At 59.9% G+C, this 24,131-nt stretch carries 24 protein-coding genes; 20 read left to right on the top strand and 4 right to left on the bottom strand.

The genetic code is table 11. From position 1 onward, the window contains the following. The 16 genes from JWR14_RS02850 to JWR14_RS02775 form a co-directional block, all read left to right on the top strand. On the top strand, nucleotides 1-232 hold a 232-nt coding region (locus JWR14_RS02850), incomplete at its 5' end, for a hypothetical protein (protein WP_299700950.1). A gap of 193 nt (nucleotides 233-425) precedes the next feature. Beyond that, nucleotides 426-1,838 (top strand): MFS transporter, encoded by a 1,413-nt coding sequence (locus JWR14_RS02845; protein WP_299700953.1) that lies wholly within the window; start codon nucleotides 426-428, stop codon nucleotides 1,836-1,838. Between the two features lie 64 nt (nucleotides 1,839-1,902). After that, on the top strand, nucleotides 1,903-2,736 hold the full coding sequence (locus JWR14_RS02840; protein WP_299700947.1) for an N-acyl homoserine lactonase family protein: 834 nt from the start codon (nucleotides 1,903-1,905) through the stop codon (nucleotides 2,734-2,736). A gap of 40 nt (nucleotides 2,737-2,776) precedes the next feature. Beyond that, on the top strand, nucleotides 2,777-3,103 hold the full coding sequence (locus tag JWR14_RS02835; RefSeq protein ID WP_299700944.1) for an NIPSNAP family protein: 327 nt from the start codon (nucleotides 2,777-2,779) through the stop codon (nucleotides 3,101-3,103). Between the two features lie 126 nt (nucleotides 3,104-3,229). After that, complete coding sequence (locus JWR14_RS02830; RefSeq protein ID WP_299700941.1) at nucleotides 3,230-4,114, top strand: NAD(P)-dependent oxidoreductase; 885 nt, start codon at nucleotides 3,230-3,232, stop codon at nucleotides 4,112-4,114. Between the two features lie 34 nt (nucleotides 4,115-4,148). Beyond that, complete coding sequence (locus JWR14_RS02825; RefSeq protein ID WP_299700938.1) at nucleotides 4,149-5,579, top strand: aldehyde dehydrogenase family protein; 1,431 nt, start codon at nucleotides 4,149-4,151, stop codon at nucleotides 5,577-5,579. A gap of 39 nt (nucleotides 5,580-5,618) precedes the next feature. After that, complete coding sequence (locus tag JWR14_RS02820; protein WP_299700935.1) at nucleotides 5,619-6,014, top strand: carboxymuconolactone decarboxylase family protein; 396 nt, start codon at nucleotides 5,619-5,621, stop codon at nucleotides 6,012-6,014. A 60-nt stretch (nucleotides 6,015-6,074) separates the two neighbouring features. Further along, nucleotides 6,075-7,418: an MFS transporter gene (locus JWR14_RS02815; protein ID WP_299700932.1), complete on the top strand. Its 1,344-nt coding sequence runs from the start codon at nucleotides 6,075-6,077 to the stop codon at nucleotides 7,416-7,418. Between the two features lie 17 nt (nucleotides 7,419-7,435). Continuing rightward, nucleotides 7,436-8,353, top strand: coding sequence for an NAD(P)-dependent oxidoreductase (locus tag JWR14_RS02810; RefSeq protein ID WP_299700929.1), 918 nt, complete (start codon nucleotides 7,436-7,438; stop codon nucleotides 8,351-8,353). Further along, nucleotides 8,353-8,742, top strand: coding sequence for a cupin domain-containing protein (locus JWR14_RS02805; RefSeq protein ID WP_299700926.1), 390 nt, complete (start codon nucleotides 8,353-8,355; stop codon nucleotides 8,740-8,742). The genes JWR14_RS02810 and JWR14_RS02805 overlap by 1 nt, the downstream gene beginning before the upstream one ends. A 4-nt stretch (nucleotides 8,743-8,746) precedes the next feature. Beyond that, the gene (locus JWR14_RS02800; protein ID WP_299700923.1) at nucleotides 8,747-9,520 is read left to right on the top strand and encodes a carboxymuconolactone decarboxylase family protein; all 774 of its coding nucleotides are present in this window, start codon (nucleotides 8,747-8,749) and stop codon (nucleotides 9,518-9,520) included. Between the two features lie 96 nt (nucleotides 9,521-9,616). After that, entirely contained in the window at nucleotides 9,617-10,291 is a 675-nt protein-coding gene (locus JWR14_RS02795; protein WP_299700921.1) for a GntR family transcriptional regulator, read from the top strand. A gap of 89 nt (nucleotides 10,292-10,380) precedes the next feature. Further along, nucleotides 10,381-11,160, top strand: coding sequence for an SDR family oxidoreductase (locus JWR14_RS02790; protein WP_299700918.1), 780 nt, complete (start codon nucleotides 10,381-10,383; stop codon nucleotides 11,158-11,160). A 34-nt stretch (nucleotides 11,161-11,194) separates the two neighbouring features. Beyond that, nucleotides 11,195-12,538, top strand: a complete 1,344-nt coding sequence (locus JWR14_RS02785) for an MmgE/PrpD family protein (protein WP_299700915.1) — start codon at nucleotides 11,195-11,197, stop codon at nucleotides 12,536-12,538. 12 nt (nucleotides 12,539-12,550) lie between these two features. Beyond that, complete coding sequence (locus JWR14_RS02780; protein WP_299700912.1) at nucleotides 12,551-13,489, top strand: NAD(P)-dependent oxidoreductase; 939 nt, start codon at nucleotides 12,551-12,553, stop codon at nucleotides 13,487-13,489. A gap of 120 nt (nucleotides 13,490-13,609) precedes the next feature. Further along, a complete protein-coding gene (locus tag JWR14_RS02775; RefSeq protein ID WP_299700909.1) occupies nucleotides 13,610-14,998 on the top strand; it encodes an FAD-binding oxidoreductase in 1,389 nt (462 codons plus the stop codon). A gap of 23 nt (nucleotides 14,999-15,021) precedes the next feature. On the opposite strand, the gene JWR14_RS02770 is transcribed toward JWR14_RS02775, so the two are convergent. Together JWR14_RS02770 and JWR14_RS02765 are read right to left on the bottom strand one after the other, a co-directional pair. After that, nucleotides 15,022-16,272, bottom strand: a complete 1,251-nt coding sequence (locus JWR14_RS02770) for a D-amino acid dehydrogenase (RefSeq protein ID WP_299700906.1) — start codon at nucleotides 16,270-16,272, stop codon at nucleotides 15,022-15,024. Between the two features lie 94 nt (nucleotides 16,273-16,366). Beyond that, nucleotides 16,367-17,281, bottom strand: coding sequence for a LysR family transcriptional regulator (locus tag JWR14_RS02765; RefSeq protein ID WP_299700903.1), 915 nt, complete (start codon nucleotides 17,279-17,281; stop codon nucleotides 16,367-16,369). 273 nt (nucleotides 17,282-17,554) lie between these two features. On the opposite strand from JWR14_RS02765, the gene JWR14_RS02760 reads away from it, so the two are divergent. From JWR14_RS02760 to JWR14_RS02750, 3 genes are read left to right on the top strand one after another with little or no spacing between them, the layout of a single operon-like run. Continuing rightward, complete coding sequence (locus JWR14_RS02760; RefSeq protein ID WP_299700900.1) at nucleotides 17,555-18,784, top strand: MFS transporter; 1,230 nt, start codon at nucleotides 17,555-17,557, stop codon at nucleotides 18,782-18,784. Between the two features lie 18 nt (nucleotides 18,785-18,802). Beyond that, on the top strand, nucleotides 18,803-20,263 hold the full coding sequence (locus tag JWR14_RS02755) for a M81 family metallopeptidase (protein WP_299700897.1): 1,461 nt from the start codon (nucleotides 18,803-18,805) through the stop codon (nucleotides 20,261-20,263). A 21-nt stretch (nucleotides 20,264-20,284) separates the two neighbouring features. After that, nucleotides 20,285-21,760, top strand: coding sequence for a D-aminoacylase (locus JWR14_RS02750; RefSeq protein ID WP_299700894.1), 1,476 nt, complete (start codon nucleotides 20,285-20,287; stop codon nucleotides 21,758-21,760). A gap of 73 nt (nucleotides 21,761-21,833) precedes the next feature. Here JWR14_RS02750 and JWR14_RS02745 read toward each other — a convergent pair whose 3' ends face one another. Then, a complete protein-coding gene (locus JWR14_RS02745; RefSeq protein ID WP_299700891.1) occupies nucleotides 21,834-22,070 on the bottom strand; it encodes a 4-oxalocrotonate tautomerase family protein in 237 nt (78 codons plus the stop codon). 73 nt (nucleotides 22,071-22,143) lie between these two features. Further along, the gene (locus tag JWR14_RS02740) at nucleotides 22,144-22,854 is read right to left on the bottom strand and encodes an SDR family oxidoreductase (protein WP_299700888.1); all 711 of its coding nucleotides are present in this window, start codon (nucleotides 22,852-22,854) and stop codon (nucleotides 22,144-22,146) included. Nucleotides 22,855-23,174: 320 nt separating this feature from the next. Here JWR14_RS02740 and JWR14_RS02735 point away from each other — a divergent pair, with 320 nt between their 5' ends. Continuing rightward, on the top strand, nucleotides 23,175-24,086 hold the full coding sequence (locus JWR14_RS02735) for a LysR family transcriptional regulator (protein WP_299700885.1): 912 nt from the start codon (nucleotides 23,175-23,177) through the stop codon (nucleotides 24,084-24,086). Nucleotides 24,087-24,131 lie beyond the last annotated feature (45 nt).

Below are 24,131 nucleotides of genomic sequence, written 5' to 3'. Positions count from 1 at the left end.
GGGTTCACACATCCGTGGCTCTGGCGAGCACCGTGCTTTTGGGGCACCTATGAATGAAAACTGCACGCTGTGGACACTTAGGGTAGAGCGGTTAAAAGCGTTTTCTTTGCTTCGTTTCTTTGTCGCTAAGGACCAAGAAATGACGTGCCGCCACGCACAGTGGCTAACAGTGGTAAAGAAATCAGCCAACTCAAGCAGACCGCTAACACTGAAAGCAGCAACCCGGCAATGACCCCGACCGCCAACGCAGGAACCTCGCACCCCGGCATCAACCCAGACCGCTAACCCCAGAACCACCCCGCCCCATCCTCTCACACCCTTCCGATCATCTTCTTGACGGATTGTATGATAGACATATAATAAGTTAAAAAACCCGTATCCAAAAAACGGGCTGATCAGCAGCAAAACCCAGGAGACAAATGTCGATGCTAGCCGAAGCAAGTATTGGGTATCGTCTTGACCGGTTGCCGCTCTCGCGCTTCCACTGGCGGCTGCTCGGCCTCGTTGCTGCGGGCATGTTCTTTGATTCGTTCGACATTTACATTGCCGGTGCGGTACTAGCGGCCCTCATCCACAGCGGTGAATCAACACTGCAACTCAACGCGGGTTTTGTCTCCGCAACCTTCATCGGCATGATGGCCGGCGCGTGGTTGTCGGGCCTGCTCGGTGACCGCTTTGGCCGGCGCTTCTCGTATCAGTTCAATCTCGGCGTGTACGGATTTGCATCGATTGCCGCAGCCTTATCCCCGAATATCTACTGGCTGATTTTCTTCAGGCTGGTAATGGGCCTTGGCATGGGCGCGGAGATCGTGGTGGGCTACGGTACGCTCAGCGAATTCATACCAGCAACATGGCGCGGACGCTTCGGCACGATCCTGAACCTGATCATCAACACGTCGCTGTTCTTCTCCACGTTCATCGGCTGGCTGATCATTCCCCATTACGGCTGGCGGTGGATGTTCGCCATTGCAGGCGTCGGCGCACTGATCGTCTGGTTCCTGCGCAAGTCGATGATGGAGTCGCCGCGCTGGCTGGCATCGCGAGGACGCACCACGGAAGCCGAGGAAATCGTGACGCGGATCGAGACGGCTTGCGGAGTGAGCCCAGGCTCACCGGACTATCCGCACGTGCCCGTGGACCTTCTTTCGCGCGATGCCGCCCCCGAGACACCTGCGCGGCTAGCCGACCTCTTTTCGCGTCGGCTGATCAAACGCACGATCACCGGTATCACCGTGCTGATCGGACTGTTCACGGTCAACTACGCATTCGTCAGCTGGATCCCGACCTTCCTGGTCAAACAGGGACATAGCGTCTCCAACTCGCTAGGCCTGACCACCTTGATGTTCGCAGGTGGCCCGCTGGGCTCGCTGATCGCCTTCGGGCTCGCCGAACGTCTGGGCAGGAAGTGGGGCATTGTCGTGTTCTCCCTGATCGGAATTGTTTTCGCCGTTGCGTATCCGTTCGCGCAGTCGCAGGTCATGATTACGGCCTGCGGCTTTGCGATAACCGCATGCATCTATGTGCTTTCGTCTTTCAGCGTGGCGAGCTATGTACCCGAACTCTTCCCCACGGAAGTCCGCCTACGCGGCTCGGGTCTGTGCAACACGATTGGCCGCGGCTTCAACATCCTGGTGCCGTATCTCGTCGCCATGGCGTTTGCATCGTTCGGCATAGTCGGCGTGGTCTCCATGATTGCCGGCACCCTTCTGCTGCAAGCGCTAATCGTGGCGGCCATTGGACCGGAAACCAAGAATCGGTCGCTCGAAGAGATCGCCGGGGCAGCGACAGTCGAAACCCCATCTGAAGCGGACACCAGTCCGGCCACCGCACTCAAATAGCTTTCCATCCAAAGCAAAGCTAAAAGCAACCCCCAAGCAACTCGCATCGCAAGGAATCCCTGTCATGCCAACGCCTGAAAACTATCGCATCTTCGCAGTGAAGTACGCGCACCACGCGCGCCGTTCCACCGAGAACTTCATTGGCGGCGATTCGCACGACGTCCCCATGCCACTCGATTATTTCGTGTGGGCGGTCGTCGGCGAGTCGCGCACATTCATCGTGGATACGGGGTTCGACACCAGCATGGCGCAGCAGCGCGGACGCATCATTACCAACCCGGTTGAAGAGGGCCTGAAGCGGATCGGCATCCGGCCGGAGTCGGTGGACGACGTCATCCTCACGCACATGCACTACGACCACGCCGGCAATCGCTCACTCTTTCCGAAGGCGCGCTATCACGTGCAGGACAAGGAGATGGCCTATTGCACGGGTCGCTGCATGTGTCATCACGCACTGAGCCATCCATTCGAACCGGAAGACGTCAAGGCAATGGTCGGCCGGGTGTTCGACGGGCGCGTGGAGTTTCACGATGGCGATTCACAACTCACACCGGGCTTGAGCGTGCATTGGGTCGGCGGCCATTCGAATGGCCTGCAAGTCGTGCGCGTTCACACGGAGCGCGGCTGGGTCGTGCTTGCCTCCGACGCCTCCCATTTCTACGCGAACATACGCGAGAACCGGCCGTACCCGATCGTCTACAACGTCGGCGACATGCTGGAGGGCTTCAAGACTGTGATGCATCTGGCGGACTCGCCCGATCATGTCGTGCCCGGGCATGACCCCGAAGTACTCAAGGTCTATGCCCCGCATGACCGCGAAACCGAAGGCTGGATCGCACGCCTGGACGTGGCGCCGGGTGTGGCGTCACGCGTGGTGTCACGCGTGGTGTCACGTTAACCGCTCCTTACTTTGATTCCTACCGATGGAGAGCAGCACCATGATTGTAGAGATGCGCGTTTATCACTGCTTGCCGGGCCGTTTGCCTGCCCTTCAGGAACGTTTCACTACCACAACGCTGGGCTTTTTCCAAAAATATGGCATCGAACAGATCGGCTTCTGGACCACGCTGATCGGGCCCAGCAACCACACGCTTACCTACCTGCTGAAGTGGCAAAGCCTCGCCGAACGCGAGACAAAGTGGAATGCGTTCCAGGCCGATGAGGAATGGATCACCAAGCGCGCGGCGAGCGAGGCCGAGAAGATGATCGTCGAGCGGATCGAGAATGTGTTTCTCACGCCGACAGCTTTCTCCACATTGAAGTAAAAACAGGGAAAACCCGAATCAATTGTCTATCGACTGATTGTCAGACAATCGTATAGACTTATTGCATAGACGCGGCGAGACATTCGCCGCCTGTCGATTTTGAGTTCTATCAGGAAGGCAAGGCAGATGACGCGACCGCAACGGATTGGTTTTATCGGGTTGGGAATGATGGGCTCGCCCATGGTGCATTGCTTGGTGAAAGCTGGCTTTGAACTCTTTCTCGCCGATGCCGACGCGTCTCGCACGGATGCGCTTGCGAAGGAAATTGGCGCGGTGCGGCTGGATCCGAACAATGCCGCATCGCTCGATGTACTGATCACCATGTTGCCGAATTCGGCGATCGTGGAGAGCGTGCTGCTCGACGGCGACACCAAGGCTTGGGCGCGTCTCTTGCCCAAGGGCGCGGTTGTGATCGACATGAGTTCATCGGAGCCGGAGCGCTCGCGCAAGCTGGGTGCGACGCTCGAGAAGATGGGACTCGACTATCTCGATGCGCCCGTCTCCGGCGGTGTGAAGAAGGCAAAGGAGGGCACGCTCGCGATCCTCGCCGGTGGTGACGCAGCGGTCCTGGATACTTGCAAGCCCGTGCTTGAAGCGATGGGAAAGAGTGTCCTGCATATCGGCACGGCGGGGTCGGGACACGCAGCGAAGGCGCTGAACAATTACGTCTCGGCAGCAGGCCTGATGGCGACGGTGGAAGCGCTGCACATTGCGGAGCGTTTCGGTATTGACCCGGCTTCCATGACGGATGTGCTGAATGCATCGACGGGACGCAGCAATACCTCGGAGAACAAGGTCAAGCAATTCATGCTCTCGGGCTCGTATGCATCCGGCTTTGCCTTGCAGTTGATGAACAAGGACCTGAAGATCGCGCGCGCATTGTCCGAGGCAGTGGGTTATCCGATGAAGCTCGGCATGACGTGTACGACAGTCTGGGACGAAGTGTCTCAACGCTCGACGCCTACGACGGATCACACCGAGATGTACCGGTTGCTGATTGATAACGAGTAAGCGACGAATCAACCCGCAAACAGAGAGGACGAACATGTCTCGTGCGGCACAGTTTTATATCGATGGACAATGGACCGATCCGGTCTCGCCGGCCTGGTTCGATCTGATCGATCCGGCAACGGAAAGCAGGATCGATCGGCTGGCGTTAGGCAATGCGACCGATGTTGAGCGCGCGGTAGCCGCTGCCCGAAAAGCATTGGCTGATTACTCGGCGACTTCGGTGCAGGAGCGCATTGACTTGCTCCGGCGAATCGTTCAGATCTACGAGCGGCGCTACGATGAATTTGCCGAAGCAATGCGCATGGAGATGGGCGCGCCGATCGCATTTGCGCGTAAAGGGCAGGCGGCGCGCGGTCCGGCGCACTTGAATGCGTTGATCAGTGTGCTCGAGAATTTCGAGTTCGAAGAACAGCGCGGCACAACGCGCGTGCGTCTCGAACCCATAGGCGTTTGCGGACTCATCACGCCCTGGAACTGGCCGATCAACCAGATCGTGGTGAAGATCGCGCCCGCACTGGCCGCAGGTTGCACGATGGTGCTCAAGCCTAGCGAGTACTCGGCCCTGAGCGCGCTGTTGTTCGCCGAAGTCGCGCATGAAGCAGGCGTGCCGCCGGGTGTGCTGAACGTGGTGAATGGCGACGGGCCGGGCGTGGGTGCAGCGATCGCATCGCATCCGGATATCGACATGGTGTCGTTCACCGGCTCGACGCGCGCGGGCATCCTGGTCGCCAAGATGGCGGCGGAAACGGTGAAGCGCGTGGCGCAGGAACTCGGCGGCAAGTCCGCGAATATCCTGCTCGACGACGTGAACCTGGACGACGCCGTTACGCGCGGCGTGGCCGCGTGCTTCACGAATTCCGGACAATCCTGTTCGATCCCCACCCGCATGCTCGTGCCGCGTCACATGATGAACGACGCAGCGCAGATCGCGAAAACTGCGGCATCGACCTACAGCGTGGGTGCAACGGATAGCGAGACCACGCAGCTCGGACCGCTTGTCAACCGCAACCAGTTCGAGCGCGTGCAGTTGCTGATTCAGAAGGGTATTGACGAAGGCGCACGGCTGGTTGCCGGAGGAACCGGGCGGCCGGAAGGGTTCTCGAAGGGCTACTACGTCAAGCCGACCATCTTCGCGGACGTTTCCCCCGACATGACCATTGCGCGCGAAGAGATCTTCGGACCGGTGCTGTCCATCATGGGCTACGACACTGAAGACGAAGCTATCAGCATTGCTAACGGAACAGATTACGGTTTGGCGGCATATGTGCAGTCTGGCGATATCGAGCGCGCGCGGACAATTGGCCGCCAGCTCCGCGCGGGCGGTGTCCACCTGAACTATCCAGCGGCCGATTTCAATGCCCCCTTCGGCGGTTACAAACACTCGGGAAACGGCCGCGAATGGGGCGAAGCGGGTCTGCGCGAATACCTCGAAACCAAGGCAATGGTTGGCTACGGTAACGACTGAAGCCACCGCAAATTACACAACACAAGAGGACAACAAGCAATGAGCGACAACGCACGTTTTGACAAGGGCTTCGAGAACCGCAAGGAAGTGCTCGGTGCACCTCATGTTGAGAAATCCTGGGCGAACGCGGACGACTTCAACCGGCCGATACAGAAGCTCGTCACTGAGTACGCATGGGGCGAGATCTGGGGTGATCCGACCTTGACGTTCAAGACGCGGAGCATGCTCAACATCGGCATGCTGACCGCCATGAGCCAGCATCACGAGCTGTCTGTGCATGTGAAAGGCGCGCTCAAGAACGGGGTCACGAAGGAGGAGATTCGCGCGGTGCTGATGCAGGCCGCCGTGTATTGCGGCGCCCCGCTCGCGCTCGCGGCCTTCCGGGTCGCGAGCGATGCGATCAAGGCCTACGAAGCCGACGCCGTCAAGGGCTGAGGTCCTGCAGCTTTAATAAGCATCCGCGAGCGATGCAACACGACATCAATGGAGACGAGCATGGAAGCAGTCACGACACACGGCGCCGCAAGGGCGGCGACCGGGCAGACCGTCGATGAGAAGCGCCGCAACGCGATCAAGGGCGCGTTCTTCTCCGAATTCATCGACATGTTCGATATCTACCTCCCGGTCGTCGTGCTCGCTCCGGTGCTGTTCTTCTTCCAGCCGCCGCATCTCGCGCCCGGTATGGAAGCGATCCTCGCTTCCCTTGTGTTTATCACTACATTGCTGGGCCGGCCGATCGGCGCGCTGCTGTTCGGCATGGTCGCGGACCGGGTGGGACGTCGCCGTGCGTCGATTCTTTCGGTTTCCGGATTTGGTGTCGTCACGCTAGCGATCGCACTGCTGCCGGGCTACGAAACGCTGGGTATCGGTTCTTACTGGCTGCTCGTGATCCTGCGTTTCATCGATGGTATTTTCCTCGGTGGCGGCTATACGGGCGCGATGCCGCTTGCCATCGAATATTCGAAGAAAGAACAACGAGGTTTTGTCGGCGGACTCATCATTGCCGGGTTCCCGGCGGCCTACGTGACTATCAATCTGGTTGCCATGCTGATGTTCGCCGTGTTTCCGCTCAACGGCCTGCATTCACCGTATGTGCAGTGGGGTTGGCGTATTCCGTTCGTCATTGGCGCAGTCTTGGCGGGCATTCTTGCGCTGTACTACGTTCATAAAGTGTCCGAATCGGAGATCTGGGAGAGCGAGACCGGCGAAAAGAAGCCCGAGAAACTGCCGCTTTCCGATCTGCTTCGCGGCAAGAGCGGACGCAACCTGCTGCAGGTCCTGCTGATGATGTCGGGCTTCTGGCTCACGCAAAATATCATCACGATCTTCATGCCGACGGGGCTGCTCGTGCGCACGCTGCATCTGACCGGTTTCCAGATGTCGCTTACCTTGCTGCTGTCTTATTTCGTGCTGTTTTTCAGCTATATCGGCTCGGGGATGCTCGGACAGAAAATCGGCCGACGGACATTTTTCGTGGTTGTAGGTCCGTTGATCGCAACGGTGGGCGCCGTCATTCTCTATGTGCTGTCCAACGTGGATGGCTTGTCCTTGCCGGTCATCATGCTGCTGGTCATGCTGCTCTCGGTGCTGGTTACTTCGCCGTGGGGCGTGATCGTGACTTACATCAACGAGCGCTTCGTTACCGATGTGCGAGCCACCGGTTTTGGGGTGGGCTTCAGCCTCTCCGTGATCATCCCGTCGTTCTATGCGTTTTACATGAACTGGCTGGGCGCATTCATGCCGTTGCGACTCACGCCGGTGGTCCTGCTGTGCATCGGTGGCGTGATTGGTACGGTCGGCGCGCTGATGGGACCGGAAACGAAGCACGTCGACTTTTGAACTTACGGTAGAGACTTATGAATACGCAACGCATTGGCTTTATTGGTTTGGGCAACATGGGCGGCCGCATGACGCGCCGTCTGGTCGAGGCGGGCATAGAAGTGCTGGGCTTCGATGCTGAGCCGAACCGTGCGGCCGCAGTTGGCGCACGGGCGGGAACATCGGTCGCGGAGGTAACGCGGTTCGCCGATGTCGTGTTGTTGTCGCTGCCGGACAGCAAGGTGGTTGAAGCGGTGGTGGAAGGGACTGACGGCATTCTTGCGTCGTGCCGCGAAGGACAGACCGTGATCGACCTGAGCACGGCGGCCGCGAGTTCGACTATGCGGCTCAACGCGCTGTTCAAGGAGCGCGGCGTGCATTACATCGACGCCGGCATTTCCGGCGGCGCAGCAGCAGCGGAAAAGGGCACGCTCACGCTGATGGTCGGCGGCGACGCCGCTGCTATCGAAGCAATCCAGTGGGTCTTCAAGCCGATCGCCACGAAGGCCATCACGATGGGCGAGAGCGGCGCAGGTCATACGACCAAGCTGCTCAACAACTTCCTGAACGCGGTGAGCCTGTCGGCGACCGCCGAGGTGATGGTCGCGGGCAAGAAGGCGGGACTTGATCTCCACCGGTTGCTCGACGTGCTCAACAGCAGCAGCGGCGTGAACTTCGCCACGCTGAACCGCTTTCCGAAGATTGTCGATGGCGATTACCTGGAGGGCGGCTTGACCAGCAAGCTGATGACGAAGGACGTTGTGCTTTATATCGACCGCGTGCGCGAGCTGGGCGTGTCCTCGCTGAATTCATCAGGACCCTTGGCAAGTTTCGGGCTGGCCACCGCGCTGGGTTATGGCGACGTCATCAGTAACCGCGTAGTGGATGCGATCGGCGACGTGTCGGGCGGCGTGCGTCTCAAGGATGCCAAAAAATCTTCAACGGGAGAGCAGTAATGAAAGTGTTTCGTGGCAGGGCCGAAGGTGCAGTGTCGGAGCAACGCTCGGCTACCTTCAGCGGTGTTGTGTGGGCAGACTCGATCATGCCGACGACGGACAAGGTCACCATCGCGAACGTGTTTTTTTCACCCGGCGCGCGTACCTTCTGGCACACCCATGAGCAGGGGCAGATCCTGCAGGTGACGTCGGGCAGCGGGTTCGTGTGTGTGGATGGCGGCGAGCCGCAACTGATCCGCACCGGCGACGTGGTATGGATTCCCGCTAGTGAGCGTCACTGGCACGGCGCGGGACGCAACAGCTACATGGTCCATACCGCCACGTCGCTCGGGAAGACGATGTGGGAAGAAGAGGTCGCCGAAGCGGTGTACCAGAGCGCGGTGGGCTGAAGTCATGACGGCTCCCCTGACGAAGCGGCAGCAGCAGGCGAAGGACGCGTTCACGCATGTGCACGGGACGTGGAGCGACGGCTGGGATAGCCTGTTACGCCTCGACGCCAGCTTCTTCGAGGCATACGTGGCGTTCTCGGCGGTGCCGTCGAAGAAGAATCATCTCGACGATAAGGTGAAAGCGTTTGTCGCGATCACTGCTTGCGCGGCCGCGACGCACCTTTACGCGCCGGGCGTGGCACAGCACATTGGCGCAGCGCTTCGCGCGGGTGCCACGCGAGCGGAATTGATCGAAGTGATCCAGCTTGCGAGCACCGTGGGCATTCACGCTGCGAACGTTGGCGTGCCCGTGCTGCTCGAAGTGCTTGAGGAAGAGGGCATGCGCCACGGGCCTGCACCGCTCGACGCGCGCCGTGCCGCGCTGAAGGAGAGCTTCATTCAGAACCGTGGGTACTGGCATTCGTCGTGGGAAGGGTTCCTCGAACTCGATCCTGAACTGTTTGAAACCTACGTGGCATTTTCTTCCGTGCCGTGGCGCGAGGGCGTGCTGGAACCCAAGGTCAAGGAGTTCATGTATTGCGCCTTCGATGCTGCCGCGACACATCTCTATGTGCCGGGCCTGAAATTGCACATGCGTAATGCACTTCGTTACGGCGCGACGGCCGACGAGATCATGGAAGTGCTGGAGATTGTGAGCACGATCGGTATACATGGCGCCGTGCTCGCCGCGCCGATCCTGCAAGCTGCCCTGAATGAGTTCGAATCCAACAACGCGTAGGTAAAGTCCGACTGTGCAAGGGTTGCAGAATGCCGGTTTCGGCCAGAAGTTCGAGTATGATGGCTCACTGATAAATCGTCAGACGGGAATACAATCATGGCAGCCGAAATGGATTTGATACGACCCGAAACATTGCGCCATCAGGTCGAGACTGTCCTTCGCCAGGCCATCATGTCCGGGCGTTTTGCGCCGGGTGCGCGCCTGGTGGAACGTGAGTTGTGCGAGACACTCGGCGTGAGCCGCACATCGATTCGGGAGGCCTTGCGCCGGCTCGAAGCCGAGAAGCTGGTCTGCAGCGTGCCGCACAAAGGACCCATGGTCGCGGTCATGTCGAAGAGCGAGGCGTCCGAGTTATACGCCATACGCGGCCTGCTCGAGGGGTTTGCAGCGGGTGAGTTTGCGCGGATAGCAAGCGACGCCGCCATCGCGCAGTTTGGTGAAGCCGCGAAGACGCTGAAGGCGAAGGCCATGACGGGCGACCAGGCCGGTGTATTGGCAGCGAAGACGGATCTGTACGACGTATTGCTCGACAACTGCGGCAACCGGTTGGCGAAAGAGATCCTGACCAGTCTTTATTCGCGCGTGAACCTGCTCCGTGCGACGTCGCTGATGCACCCCGACCGCTTGCCGTCGAGTCTCAAGGAAATCGACAAACTGTTCAAAGCACTGAAGGCGCGAGACGCGCAGGCGGCCGAGGCTGCCGCGCGCTTGCATGTGACGAATGCAGAGAAGGCGGCCATGCGGATGCTGGACGAAACCGCAAGCGGCTAAGCGTTTCCCGGGCGTTCGCGCCCGGGCTTTCGTCAATTTCGTCGCAAATAGGTAAACGGCAAATTCTCATTTGATTAGGATTACTTTTAATGAAAGGAAAGTCTGCGCTGATCACAGGATCGTCGGATGGACTCGGATTTTCCATGGCCGAGGGCCTCGCCCGTTCGGGTTGCAACGTCGTGCTGCATGGACTTGAAGCGCCGGAGAACGTACTTGATTCCCTGATCCGGATCGAGCAGGATTACGGCGTCAAGGCTGCCTATATTCAAGCGGACCTGACCGATCCCAATGCAGTTTCAACACTGTTGAGCACGGCGCGCGAACGCATGGGCGGCATCGATATCCTGATCAACAACGCAGTCGTGCGTCACTTCGCGTCAATTGAGGACTTTCCTGCGGACCGATGGAACCAGGCGCTGGCAGTCAACCTGACGGCCGCGTTTCAGGCCATCCAGCGGGTCCTGACCGACATGCGCGCGCGTGGCTGGGGTCGCATTTTCAACATGACGTCGGTGTATGGATCACGAGCCACGCCGAACCGCGTGGACTATGTGACGACCAAGACAGCGCTGCTCGGATTGACGCGCGCGGTTGCTGTCGAGACGGTTCATCAGGGTATTACGTGCAATGCGATCTGCCCGGGCACTGTGAAGACGCCGAATATCGAAAGCCGGATTGGGCAGTTGATGGAGGAGAAAGGCCTTGACCATAGTAGTGCCGTCAAGCAGTTCCTCACCGGCAAGCAACCCACCGGCGAATTCGTCAGCGCGTCGCATGTCGCGGAACTGGTTGTGTTCCTGTGCTCGGATGCGGGCAGTCAGATAACAGGGGCCATGATGCCGATGGAAGGCGGCTGGCTGGCAGGCTGAACGCATCGTGGTGATACGAATAGAGGAGAGGTTTATGAAGGACATCACGCGTACGCTGGCTTCGTTCGTCGCACAGGTACAGTGGGAAGACATCCCGCCAAAGGTGCGTCATGAGGCGAAGCGCGCGCTGGTGAATTACTTCGCGGTGGCGCTTGCGGGGTGCTCGGACCCGGGCATCAGTAAAGCCGTGAACGTGTACGGCCGCTTCAGTTCGGGGCGTGAAGCGGGGCTCGTCGGACGCGGGGAAAGGACCGATATCCTGAACGCAGCCGCGCTGAACGCGATGAGCGCAAACGTCTTCGATTTCGACGACACCCACCTGCCCACCATCATTCACCCGACCGCGCCCGTCGCCGCGCCATTGTTCGCGCTGGCGCAGAAGTCATCGTTGAGCGGCAAGCAATGGCTGCTGGCGTTTGTACTTGGCGTGGAAATCGAGTGCCGGTTGGGCAATGCGGTGTCGCCTGGGCACTATCAGCGAGGCTGGCATATCACCTCTACGTGCGGCGTGTTCGGCGCAGCGGCGGCGATTGGGAAAGCCCTGAGTCTGGACAACACCCAACTCGGCTGGGCATTCGGCAATGCGTCAGCGCAGTCATCCGGGCTGGTTGAAACGCTGGGCAGCATGTCGAAGAGTATCAGCGTGGGCAACGCGGCTCGTAATGGTCTGCTCTCGGCGCTGCTGGCGCAAGAAGGGTTTGCAGGACCAGAGCAGCCCCTCGAAGGCGAGCGCGGCTTCCTGCGCGTGATGAGCGAGGCCGCCGAGGCCCACGTCGATGCAGCTTTCGCCACGCTCGGCAGCGAATGGGAGTTGTTATCGAATACCTACAAGCCTTACCCGTGCGGTGTCGTGCTCAATCCTGTCATTGAGGCGTGCCTGGCGTTATCGACGACTGCGGGGTTCTCGTTTGCCAATGTCGAGCGCGTCACGCTCAAAGGTCACCCTTTGCTGCGTGCACGAACGGACCGCCCGAACATCACGCTTGGCCGCGAAGCACAGGTCAGCGCGCAACACAGCGTCGCGGTTTCGCTTGCCAGAGGCCGTGCGGGCCTCGCTGAATTTACGGATGCAGTAGTGGCCGATCCATTGTTGCGGGCCTTTGCCGGCCGTCTTGAGTTCGTCGATGACCCGTCATATTCCGTCGAATCTGCGCAGGTGACTGTCGCGTTGCGTTCGGGCGAGACGATGTCGCGCCGTATCGATGCAGCGCGCGGCAGCTTGCAAGCGCCGCTCGCGGACACCGACCTGGAAAACAAGCTCAGAGAGTTGGCCGAGTACGGCGGGTCTGGTTGTGAGCCCGGCCCATTGATCAACTCTCTATGGACGCTTGAAAGCGCCCCTGATTCGTCCTTGCCCATGCATCTCGCTTGTTCGTAATTCACTAAGCGCATGCGGCAGCACACCATTCATCAATGTCGAGGAAGCATCATGTCGGAACATATGAAGTTAGGTTTTGTGGGTGTCGGCGTCATGGGGCGTCCCATGGCGCGCCGCTTGATCGAGCACGGTCATTCCCTGGTGATCTACGATCGCAATGAAGACGCGCTGGCGGAGTTATCGGCGATCGGCGCGCAGGTGGCGGGCAGTGCGCGGGAAGTAGCCGATAGTGCGCAGATTGTCTTCACGAGTCTCCCCACGCCCGCTATTTTCAAGGACGTCGCATTGGGCGCGGACGGGTTGATAGCCGGTAAGACGCTCAAGATCCTGGTCGACCTGTCCACCGTCGGCTCGCGCACGGAACAGGAAGTGGCGGCGGGACTGCTTGAAAAAGGCATCGAAACCGTCGACGCTCCCATTAGCGGCGGCGCAGCCGGCGCGCAAAAAGGCACGCTCGCCGTCATGGTCGCGGGCAAGCCGGAAGCAATTGATCAGGTACGCGAACTATTCGATGTCTTCGGCAAGGTGTTCATCGTAGGGGAGAAGGCAGGTCAGGCGCAATTGATCAAGCTGCTGAATAATATGCTTTCGTCGACGGCGTTTGCAATTACGTCGGAAGCTTTCGTGGCCGGAGTGAAAGGCGGTCTGGACCCGGAAGTGATGATGTCCGTGTTCAACGCAGGCAGTGGCAAGAACGGCGCGACGCTCGATAAATTCCCTAAGCAGGTGTTGCCGGGCACGTTCGATTTCGGCTTCCCGATAGGGAGTGTCTGCAAGGACATTGGACTCGCGGTGGAAGAATGCCAGGCGCTTGGTGTGCCAATGTGGGTTGGCAGCACAGCCCGTCAGGTATGGAACTACGCGGCCATGCAGGACGGCAAAACTCGTGACATGACTGAACTCGTCAAGTATGTTGAGAGCTGGTCGGATGGCAAGGGCCTCGCTGGTTAAAGTGGTTAAAGGTGCTGCAGGTCTCTTGTTGTGCATGGGGAGATCCGTATGTTACTTTGCGGCGCAGGCTTGTTGCTCTGTCAAGGACTGCGGGGAAGCCGTGCATCGAGGAGACAAGGCATGGAAGTCAATCAAGCAGTCGGTGCGTTGCGGGAAGCGCTCGGCGCTCAGGTCGTGGCGCTGCCGGATGAGTTTGGCGATCGCCGTGTGGAGGACTGGAGCGGGCTACCGAGCGCGGTTCCGTTGGCGCTCATCAGGCCACGCGACACCAGCGAGGTCGCGGTAGCGCTCGAGATTTGTGCTCGCTACATCCAGCCGGTCGTCACGCAAGGTGGCCTGACAGGACTGGTAGGCGGCGCCAATGTAACGGGCGGGGAGGTCGCGCTAAGTCTTGATCGCATGAATCAGATTGTGGAGATCGACGCTGTGTCGGGCACCATGACAGTTCAAGCCGGCACGCCGCTGCAGGTGGTACAGGAAGCGGCCAGCGCGGCCGGCTTCTATTTTCCGCTGGATCTGGGCGCGCGCGGCAGTTGTTCTATCGGCGGAAATCTCGCCACCAACGCGGGCGGTAATCGGGTCATCAAGTACGGCATGATGCGCGACCAGGTACTGGGCATCGAGGCCGTGCTGGCGAGCGGTGCGATTGTCGGCGGCCTCAACAAGATGATCAAGGACAACAGCGGCTACGATCTGCGCAACTTGCTGATCGGCAGCGAAGGCACGCTCGCGGTCATCACTCGGGCAGTGCTACGCCTGCGTCCGAAGCCTACGGCAACGGCTACCGCGTGGTGTGGATTGCCCAATTTCGACGCCGCCACCACGCTGCTGCGACGCGCTCAGGCAGGGCTGGCTCCGGGTGTGTCGGCGTTCGAGGTCATGTGGGCGGGTTACTACGATACGGTGTTTGCCAACCTGGACAATTTGCGCGCTCCGCTTGATTCGCCGCATCCGTTCTATGTGCTGCTGGAAAGCGTGGGGACGGATTCCGTCCGGCACGGCGACGCGTTCGAAGAGTTCCTAGGTGCGATGCTGGAGGAGGGCGTGGTGGCCGACGCCGCGCTGGCTTCGAACGAGGCGCATGCGCAAGCGTTCTGGGCGATCCGCGATGCCCCCGGCGAATATCAACGCTTCATCCCGAACCACGCAGCTTACGATGTGAGCTTTTCCATCGCGCAAGTGGGCGAGGCTGCGTCACGCTGCGAGGCGCAACTGCGCGCCCGATGGCCCGACGCCACGATCATGATCTACGGCCATCTTGGCGATGGGAATATCCACATTGTGGTGGACGTGCCCGGCCTGCCGAAGTCTGGTCACGATGCAATCGACCAGGTCATTTACGACGTGACGCGGGCCTTCCGGGGATCCATTTCCGCGGAGCATGGGATCGGCATCAAGAAGAAACACTTCCTGCATTTGACGCGTTCGGAGGCGGACGTAGCGTCGATGCGCGCGATCAAGCAAGCCCTGGACCCCGCGCGCATTCTGAACCCCGGCAAGATTTTCTAGTGCACCCGGCGGTATGGTTTCGCTTACAGCGTAAAACCGTCGAGCGGCACTGCCGGACGCCGCCTTGCAATCAGGTCGGCGACCGAGCGGCCGCTTGCAAGCGCAAGCGTAAAACCAAGCGCGCCCTGTCCGAGGTTGAGCCAGAGGTTCTCGTATCGCGTTGAACCGATGATCGGGGTGCTGTGCGGCGTGGCTGGCCGAAGGCCGCACCAGACCGTTGCTTCGTCGAAATTGCCGGCATCCGGAAACGCCGCAGCCGATTCGGCTCGCAGCGTGGCGACGCGAGACGGATCGACATCGGCGCGACGGCCGGTGACGTCGGCCATGCCGGCGATCCTCAGCCGGTCGCCGAGCCGCGCATAGACAATTTTGCGTTCGAAGTCGGTGATGCTGATGTGCGGCGCGCGGCTGTCTGGGTCCACCTGGGTGGTCAGGCTATAGCCCTTCAGCGGATAAAGCGGGACTCGCACGCCTAGCGGCTTGAGCAACGCCGCGCTGGCGGCGCCCGCTGCCAACACGATCTGATCGGCATCGATGATTTTGTCGCCGGCCAGCGCCTCGACGCGCGTTGGGCCGCCCCGCGCGTGGCGCAAGGCGGTGACCTTCGTGCCGAGCCGGAACTCCACGCCGCGCGCTCGCAGCAGGCGGGTCATCTCGACACAAAACTGGTAGCAGTCGCCGCTGTCTTCGCTCGGCGTGAAGATGCCGCCTTGCAATTGCCCTGCAAGATGCGCCAGTGCGGGTTCTTTCTGCACACACTCGCGCGTGTCGAGGGCTTGCTGTTCGCAGCCGAGCGAGCGTTGGTAATCGAGCAGCCGTAAAGCTGCGTCGAACGAAGCGCGCTTTCGGTGTACGACCAGCTTACCGGCATTCGAGTGGCTGAAGTGCAAGCCTGGTTCGCTGATCTGCAGTTGCCGCATCAAGTCACGGCTCAGGAAGGAGAGCGCTAACAAGCGCCGGGTGGACAGCTCGCTTTTGCGCTGAGTGCAAGCGCAGACAAACTGTGCGAGCCAGCGCCACTGGTCTGGATCGAGGCGGGGTCTGAAGCGGATCGGCGAGTCACTGCGCAACAACCAGGAAGGTAATTTTGGCAGTACGCCTGGACCGGCGAGCGGTGCGACATAGCTATAGGAAAGCTGTCCGCCGTTAGCGAAGCTGGATTCGAGTGCAACGTCCTCATTGCGTTCTACGACGGTGACGGTGTGACCGTCCTCCCGCAGATACCAGGCCGTGGCCAGACCGGTGACTCCTGCTCCGAGTACGAGCACATGCATGGGATGGGTCGATGGTTGATTGAGCTGGAAGACATTGTTCTGCAGCTCGCGAACGGCGTCCAATATCGACCAGCGCTCGCGCTATAGCCGTCGGTTATAGAGGGGCCTCGCCGGTCGATAGCCCGGGCGCGTCGTCACGCAGGAACTGGATGAGCCGCTCCGCGGATTGCGGCGCCGGTCGTGAGTGTTCCGTCACCGCATAAACCTGCAGGGTCTCGTCGATTGCAAGCGGCCGGATCTGGATATCCGGATGATGCGCGGGATAATTCGCCGTGAACGAATCGACTATCGCGATACCGATGCGCTGCTGCACCAGCGACTTTCCGAGCGGATAAGTTTGCACCGAGAGATTGCTGACGGGGGGCTCAACAGCGTCGGCGAGCCACGCTGAGAGGATTGATCCAAGGTAATCGTCTGGATCGATAGTGATCAGCGGTTGCCCCGCCAGATCGTTTGCTGTCAGCGGCTGGTCGAGCAGGGCGTCCCCCCACCAGCCAGCCGGCGCAATGGCGCAGAGCGTGCTTTCGCACACCGGCGTGGCAACCAGGTTGGGATGGGAAACGGGTCGCATGGTCAGCCCGAGTTCAATCTCATCAAGCAGCAACGCATGTTCGATCTCGCGGGTGTGCGCGACGCTCAGTTCGCACTTCGACTGCGGGAACGCGCGGCACCAGCGCGCCATGACCTGCGGCAACGCGTGATGCGCAAGAGCGGGCGTAGCGGCGATCCGCAACGGCCGGTCAGCGCCGTGCGCAAGACTCGTGACAAGACGCCGGATTCGCTTCAGTTGTTCATCGAACGGGCCGAGTTCTTCGCGCAGCCGCAGCGCTTCGGGGGTGGGCACCAGCTTGCCCTTGCTGCGCAGGAATAGCGCGAATCCGGCGGACTGCTCGGCATGCTGCAGCATCTTGCTGACCGCGGGCTGCGAAATGTGCAAGAGCTTGGCCGCGCCGTTGGTCGATCCGGTCAGCATGATCGCGCTGAAAATCTCGATATGTCGCAAACGCACCTGAGTCTCCCTGGATTGACATCGCCATGCAGCTTACGACACGCGCCGGTTGTTTGGAACACGGCTTTCGGCCTGAGCTGCCTACGGATTCTGTAAGCCTCCTTCGTGGCTTCCCTATAACGCAGGGTTATATTTTGGGATTTTATTTTCATTAGACGTGGTCCGCGCACGCCCTCATATTTGGCCTGCTGACCGGTCCCGCGCCCCGGACAGCCGTAGGAGTTATCGCGTGAGCTTGTCGAATACGTAGCGCTAACGTGGTGTGGAGGGTTTATGGAGTCTGCGGGGTATGTGTTTTCCCGGACGCAAAAAATGGTGTGCCTGTCGGGTCTGTTCCTCGCGTGGGCCGTCGGCTACGCGGACCGGATCCTGATGAGTACCGCGATCATTCCGATCAGCCATGAATTTGCCCTCGATACCCGGCAAGCCGGCATGTTGCTGAGCGCGTTCTACGTGAGTTATGCATTCATGCAGCTCGCGGGCGGCTGGCTGTCGGACCGCTTTGGCTCGCGGATTATCGTGGTGCTGTGTATTGTCATGTGGTCGGTGTTCACCGGCGCGACGAGTCTCGCGTGGTCGTTCGGTTCGCTCCTTGCGATCCGCTTCATGTTCGGCATGGGCGAGGGCAGCTTCTCGCCGGCCAGCTCGGTGACGGTTGCCGAGGTATTTCCAAAGCCCGAGCGGGCGCGGGCCAAGTCGTTTCTGATATCGACGACCTTTCTTGGCAATGCCGCTGGGTCCGGCTTGATCGCGTTGACTGTCGTGCATCTTGGCTGGCGTGGAGCATTTCATATTCTTGCCGGCGCAGGCGTACTCGTCGCGATGATCCTGTGGCTCTCGTTGCGCGGAGGTGTTGCTCAGCAAAGGGCACGCGTCGCGAACCGGCCGAGGCGTTTGTGGCGTTCGCTGCTGCGCATCCGGATGGCGTGGAAGCTGACCGCTATCTGGTTCTTCACGAGTATGCTGTACGTCGGCGTTCAGTCGTGGATGCCGTCGTACCTGATGAAGACTTACCATATCGATCTGCTTCATATCAGTCTGGCGGTGACGGTGCCGAACCTGATCGCATTTGCGGGCACCAACGTAGTTGGCGCCTTGCTGGACAAATACGGCAAAAGCCGTGAACGTTTGTTCCTGATGATGGGCGCGCTGATGAGCGCAGTGTTTCTTGCGTTGATGATCACGACCACCATGATCTCGTTACTATTGGTCTACTGGACGCTCTTTTCGCTGTCGTTCAACTTTGTCTATGCGACGGTCTTTTCGGCGCCGCTAAGGCACTTCCCCGAACATCTGATTGGCAGCGCCACGGGCTTGATGAACTTCGGCGGACAGATTGCAGGCTCGATCGCGCCTGTGGCGATGGGTGCGTTGATCGCCGCATTCGGCGGCTCGTTTTTTGCTGCGTTCTGGCTTCTGCTAATTTCAGCGATCCTGGCGGTGCTCGTGGCATCGACGTGGAGCCCGGCACATGAGCCGCCGCTGCCGAGCCTGCAAACCTGACCACGAAAGGAGAACCCAATGCGTGTGTTTACCGGCAGCCTCGCGACGGAAACGAACACCTTCGCGCCCATCCCGACGGGCCTTGGCGCGTTCCATGATCGAGGCTATTTCCGGGCCGGCCAGCATCCCGGCGAAATGACTTTCTTCGGTGGTCCCTTATGGGCGGCACGTCAACGCGCGGCGTCCTATGGCTGGACAGTCATCGAAGGGCTGGTTGCTTCGGCGAATCCGGGTGGCGTGGTCACGCGTCTGGCGTATGAGACCTTGCGCGACGAGTTGTTAACCGATCTGCGCGCGGCCTTGCCCATCGACATTGTGTTGCTTGGCCTGCATGGTGCAATGGTGGCCGACGGTTACGACGATTGCGAAGGTGACCTCTTGGGCGAGGTCCGGGAAATGGTCGGCCCCGACGCCGTGATCGGCGCGGAGCTGGACCCGCATGCGCACTTGAGCGAGGCGATGGTCAACCACGCCAACGTTCTCATCATGTTCAAGGAGTATCCGCATACGGACGTGCTGGAGCGGGCGCTGGAACTGGCCGATCTTTGTCAGCGCACTGCGCTGGGCGAAATCAATCCGGTTGCGGCGGTGGTGGACTGCGGCATGGTCGTGCCGATTCATACCACGCGCGAACCGGGCCGCTCGCTGACCGATCGCGCCCAGGCGCTGGAAGGGCACGACGGCGTGTTGTCGATCTCGATCGTGCAGGGTTTCGCAACGGGCGATGTCAAGGACATGGGCACCAAAGTGCTGGTCTACGCGGATGACGATGCCCCCACGGCGCAAGCGATTGCAAGGCGCTTTGCCGATGAGGTCATCACCTTGCGAGACGCGTTGCTCGTGCGCTACCTCGATATCGACACGGCGCTGGACCGCGCGTTGGCATCCTCCGGCGCGCCGGTCGTGCTGGCAGATCGCTCCGATAATCCGGGCAGCGGCGCCGCGGGCGACTCGACCTTCATTCTGCAGCGCATGTTGGCGCGAGGCATCGGTGATGCGGCACTCGGGCCGTTGTGGGATCCGGTTGCGGTCAGCATCGCGTTGGATGCCGGCGTTGGCGCGACGCTGGATCTGCGGATCGGCGGCAAGATCGGGCCGCAGTCGGGAACGCCGGTCGACGGGCGGTGTCTGGTGCGCGCAGTGTTCCCGGACATGACGATGACGGGTCAGGCGGGCACGCCATCTCCACTCGGCGACTGTGCGCTGGTCGAATTACAGGGCATCGAAATTGTGCTGTCCACGCGCCGCGCGCAGGCACTGAACATCGACCTGTTCACGCAACTCGGGTGCGATCCGGCGAGTAGGAAAATTGTCGTGGTCAAGTCGGCGCAGCACTTTCACGCGTCGTTTTCCACAATTGCTCACGAGATCATCTACGTTGGCGCACCGGGTTCCGCGAGTCCGGATTGGTCAGCGTTGCCGTATAAAAAAATCAAACTACCAAAGTGGCCCATTCACAACCGGCCGCATGCCAAATAAACCTGCAACGGACGCTCTTTCATGACTAATCAGGAATCCGATATATTTGATCTAATCATTCGCGGCGGTACGGTGATCGACGGCACGCGTCGGCCACGCTTTGACGCCGACGTGGGTATTCGTAACGGACGCATCGCGGAGATCGGCGACCTGCGAGCGCATACAGCGGCGAAGATCATCGATGCGACTGGAAAAATCGTCGGCCCCGGCTTCATCGATTCACATACTCACGACGATGCCGCCGTCCTTTTCGATCCGCAGATGATCTGCAAGATCTCGCAGGGCGTCACCACGGTCGTGACCGGCAACTGCGGCATCAGCCTTGCACCGTTGAGCCCGGATTCGCCGCGCCCAATGCCGTTAAGTTTGTTGACTGGCGACGAACGCGCACCACGCGCTACTTTTTCGAGTTTTGCCGACTATCTTGACGCGGTTCGCCGTTCGCCATCGTCCGTCAACGTAGCAGCCATGGTAGGTCACACCACTCTGCGTCTGATGACAATGGATTCGGTCGATCGGGCGGCCAACAGCGACGAGATCGAAGCGATGCAGGGTTTGCTGAGTGAAGCGCTGGAAGCCGGCGCAATCGGCATCTCGACGGGCACGTACTATCCGCCTGCCTCCGCCGCGCCCATGGAGGAAGTGATCAGCGTATGCCGCCCGTTGACCGGGACCGGCGCGGTCTATGTGACGCACATGCGCAACGAAGCCGACGGCTGTATCGACTCGCTCAACGAGACGTTCGAGATTGGTCGTGCGCTCGACGTGCCGGTCGTGATTTCACATCACAAGCTCCAGCGTGAGGCGAATTTCGGCAAGTCGACGCTCACGTTGCCGCTGATCCGTGCCGCCATGCAATGCCAGTGCGTTGCACTCGATTGTTATCCCTACGACGCCAGCTCGACCATGCTCCACACTGATGAAGCGAAACTTCAGGGACGGGTGCGCATTGCAACAAGTGAGGCGCATCCCGAACTGGCGGGACGCGATCTGGGCGAGATTGCAGAAGAGTGGGGCGTAAGCCGCACCGAGGCGTCCAGACGCTTGCAACCGGCGAGCGCGATCTACTTCAGCATGGACGAGAACGATGTTCGCCGCATCCTCGCATTCGAAGAAACGATGATCGGATCGGACGGGTTGTCGTTAGGTGAGAAGCCGCATCCGCGCTTGTGGGGTACGTTTCCGCGTGTGCTCGGACACTACAGTCGGGATGTCGGTCTGTTTCCGCTGGAAACCGCGGTGTGGAAGATGAGCGGCCTCACGGCAAAGAACTTTGGCTTAACAGGGCGCGGCACGCTTGAAACGGGTAACCACGCCGATGTCGTCATATTCGATGCCGCTACGATCAGGGACCGGGCAACCTACGATACGCCGACCGTAGCCGCTGACGGTGTGGAAGCGGTCATGGTGAACGGCGAGTTGACGTGGTGGCGAGGCGAACACTGCGGTGCGCGAGCGGGGGAAGTGCTTCTCCGATCCCGCTTGAATCGAGCTTGAGGTAAGGGCCGAGCGCTTTGCCATGCCCGACACAGCGCTCGTTCAACCTGATGCAAGACTCACCGGCCAACATTCACGATGATTTTGCTGCCCGCAGCTTGCGGTACTCCTCAACCGGTAGTCCGCCCCAGCCCCAGTTCTCGGTGTCCACCTCTTCTATCACTACAAAGGTCGCCTCAAGTGGCTTGTTCAGTACGTCGAGCAGTACCTGGCTCACGCCCTTGATAAGCTGAGCTTTCTCTTCCGCTGTGACTGAGTCGTTTCCAGGCTTGCTGCCCTCGCGGGTAACTTGAATGGTGACAATAGGCATGTCGCTCTCTCCGGTAGTATTCAACTAAACAGGCGCCTGCTGTCGGCGCCCGGAAATACTTAATGACCAACGCTTAGTGACCAGCGCTCTGGCCGCCGTCAACATGCAGGATCTCACCTGTCACAAACGGAGCCGAGTCCAGGTACAAAATGGCATTCACGATATCGCTCATCTCGCCCATATGACCCATGGGATGAAGTGCCCCGAGCGCTGCATGGGTCTCCGGCGCGTGCATTGGCGATTTGATGATGCCCGGCGCGACGGCGTTCGCGCGAATACCGCTCTTCGCGTACTCGATCGCGAGGGATTTCGTCGCCGCGTTAAGACCGCCCTTCGTCAACGATGCCAGTACCGATGGCACACCGCTAATGGCGCTTTCTGCCAGAGTGGTCGAGACGCTGACCACGTGACCACTCGAATTTTTCTCCATTTCAGTAATCGCGAGTTGCGTAATGTAGAAGAACCCCGAGAGGTTCACGCTTGTAATCGCTGCGTAGTCTTCAGCGGTGTACTGGGTAAAAGGTTTAGCGATAAAAATGCCGGCGTTGTTGACCAGCGTGTCAATGCGGCCGAAGCGTGCTACGCCTTCGCTAATCACGCGACGGGCCGTATCAGGGTCGCCGATATCACCCGCCACCGTCAGAATGTTGGCGTCGTCCGACGGCTTGATGCTTCGCGCTGTTGCGACAATGCGGTAGTCGCGTTCCCGAAAAGCCTTGACCAGTTCTGCGCCAATGCCTTGTGACGCGCCAGTGATGACTACAACCTTTTGTGATGTGCTCATGGTAAGCCTCAAAATAAGTAGATTCAGCTGTCTTGACCGTCCAGACCGACGGCATCCGGAAGTGCTGTACGCAGTCTAGGCGCGCGGACGTCGAGTTCGAATACCCGTCATGGACAAACAGTCTTGCGTGGCGAGAACAAATCGGGCGAACGTCCGGCGACCTGAAAAATGTCGCGTTGGAACCATGGTGCTCACGATGGGGCATGCAGGAATGCGCAAATTAGGGCACCATTTCACGTCGATTGGCCACGTCTTTATTGTTCCAGGCAGGAAACAGCCGCGCGCCGAAAAGAGCCGGAAATCCATGTCATCGAGAGACTATGCAGCGTCAATTTGAAGGCCTCTTGCTGGGCAGTATTGAACTGTTCTGCCTCGCTGCCGAACTGGAAAGTTTCACGGCCGCTGCGGCGGCTGCCAGCGTCAATCCTGCGGCGGTCAGCCGGTCTGTAGCGGGGCTTGAGAAACGCCTCGGCGTGCAGTTGTTCGTCCGGACAACGCGACAGATTCGATTAACGGACGCGGGAAAGCGGTATTTTGAGCAGTGCCGGCTGGCGCTTGGACATCTCGTGGATGCAGAGCGGGAAGCAACAGGGCAACAGACCACCCCGGCCGGCGTACTGCGAATCAGCATGCCAACGCCGTACGCGCACTATCGCGTGCTTCCTCTGCTGGCGGAATTCCGTGAGCGGTATCCCGGCGTCACAGTGGAAACACACCTTAGTAACCGAAACATCGATTTCGCGGACGAGGGTTTTGACCTGGCGATCCGGGGACGCGCTCCTCCAGATTCAGGCCTTATCGCGCGAAAGCTCGAGGATTCGGAACTGGTGGTCGTGGCGTCCCCTGCGTATTTGCGGAGAGCCCACAAACTGAAAACCCCGGACGATTTGATTAACCACGAATGCATCCAGTTTGAGTTGCCAAGCAGCGGTCGCAACATACCGTGGGCGTTCAACAGAGACGGCGGCTGTGAAGAAATCGTGACGCGTGGAGGGTACGGATCGTCGGGCGATGTGCTCGCTGGTGTGACCTTGGCGCGTCATGATGCAGGTCTATTTCAGACCTATCGGTTCGTTGTGGAGAAAGACCTCGCGGACGGAACACTCAAAGAATTGCTCCCTCAATATGGCGGCTGTTCGCGGCCGTTCATCCTGCTTTATCCGCATGGACGGCATCTGACTTCGCGTGTGCGCGGTTTTGTGGACTTCCTGGTGGAAAGACTAGGCGCGTAGAGCCCCTGTTAGTAAGCACCTTCGTCGAAACATCGCCTCAATTCC

This window comes from Caballeronia sp. (assembly GCF_028292365.1).
Taxonomy (GTDB): Bacteria; Pseudomonadota; Gammaproteobacteria; order Burkholderiales; family Burkholderiaceae; genus Caballeronia.
This window is presented reverse-complemented; position numbering and strand designations above follow the sequence as displayed.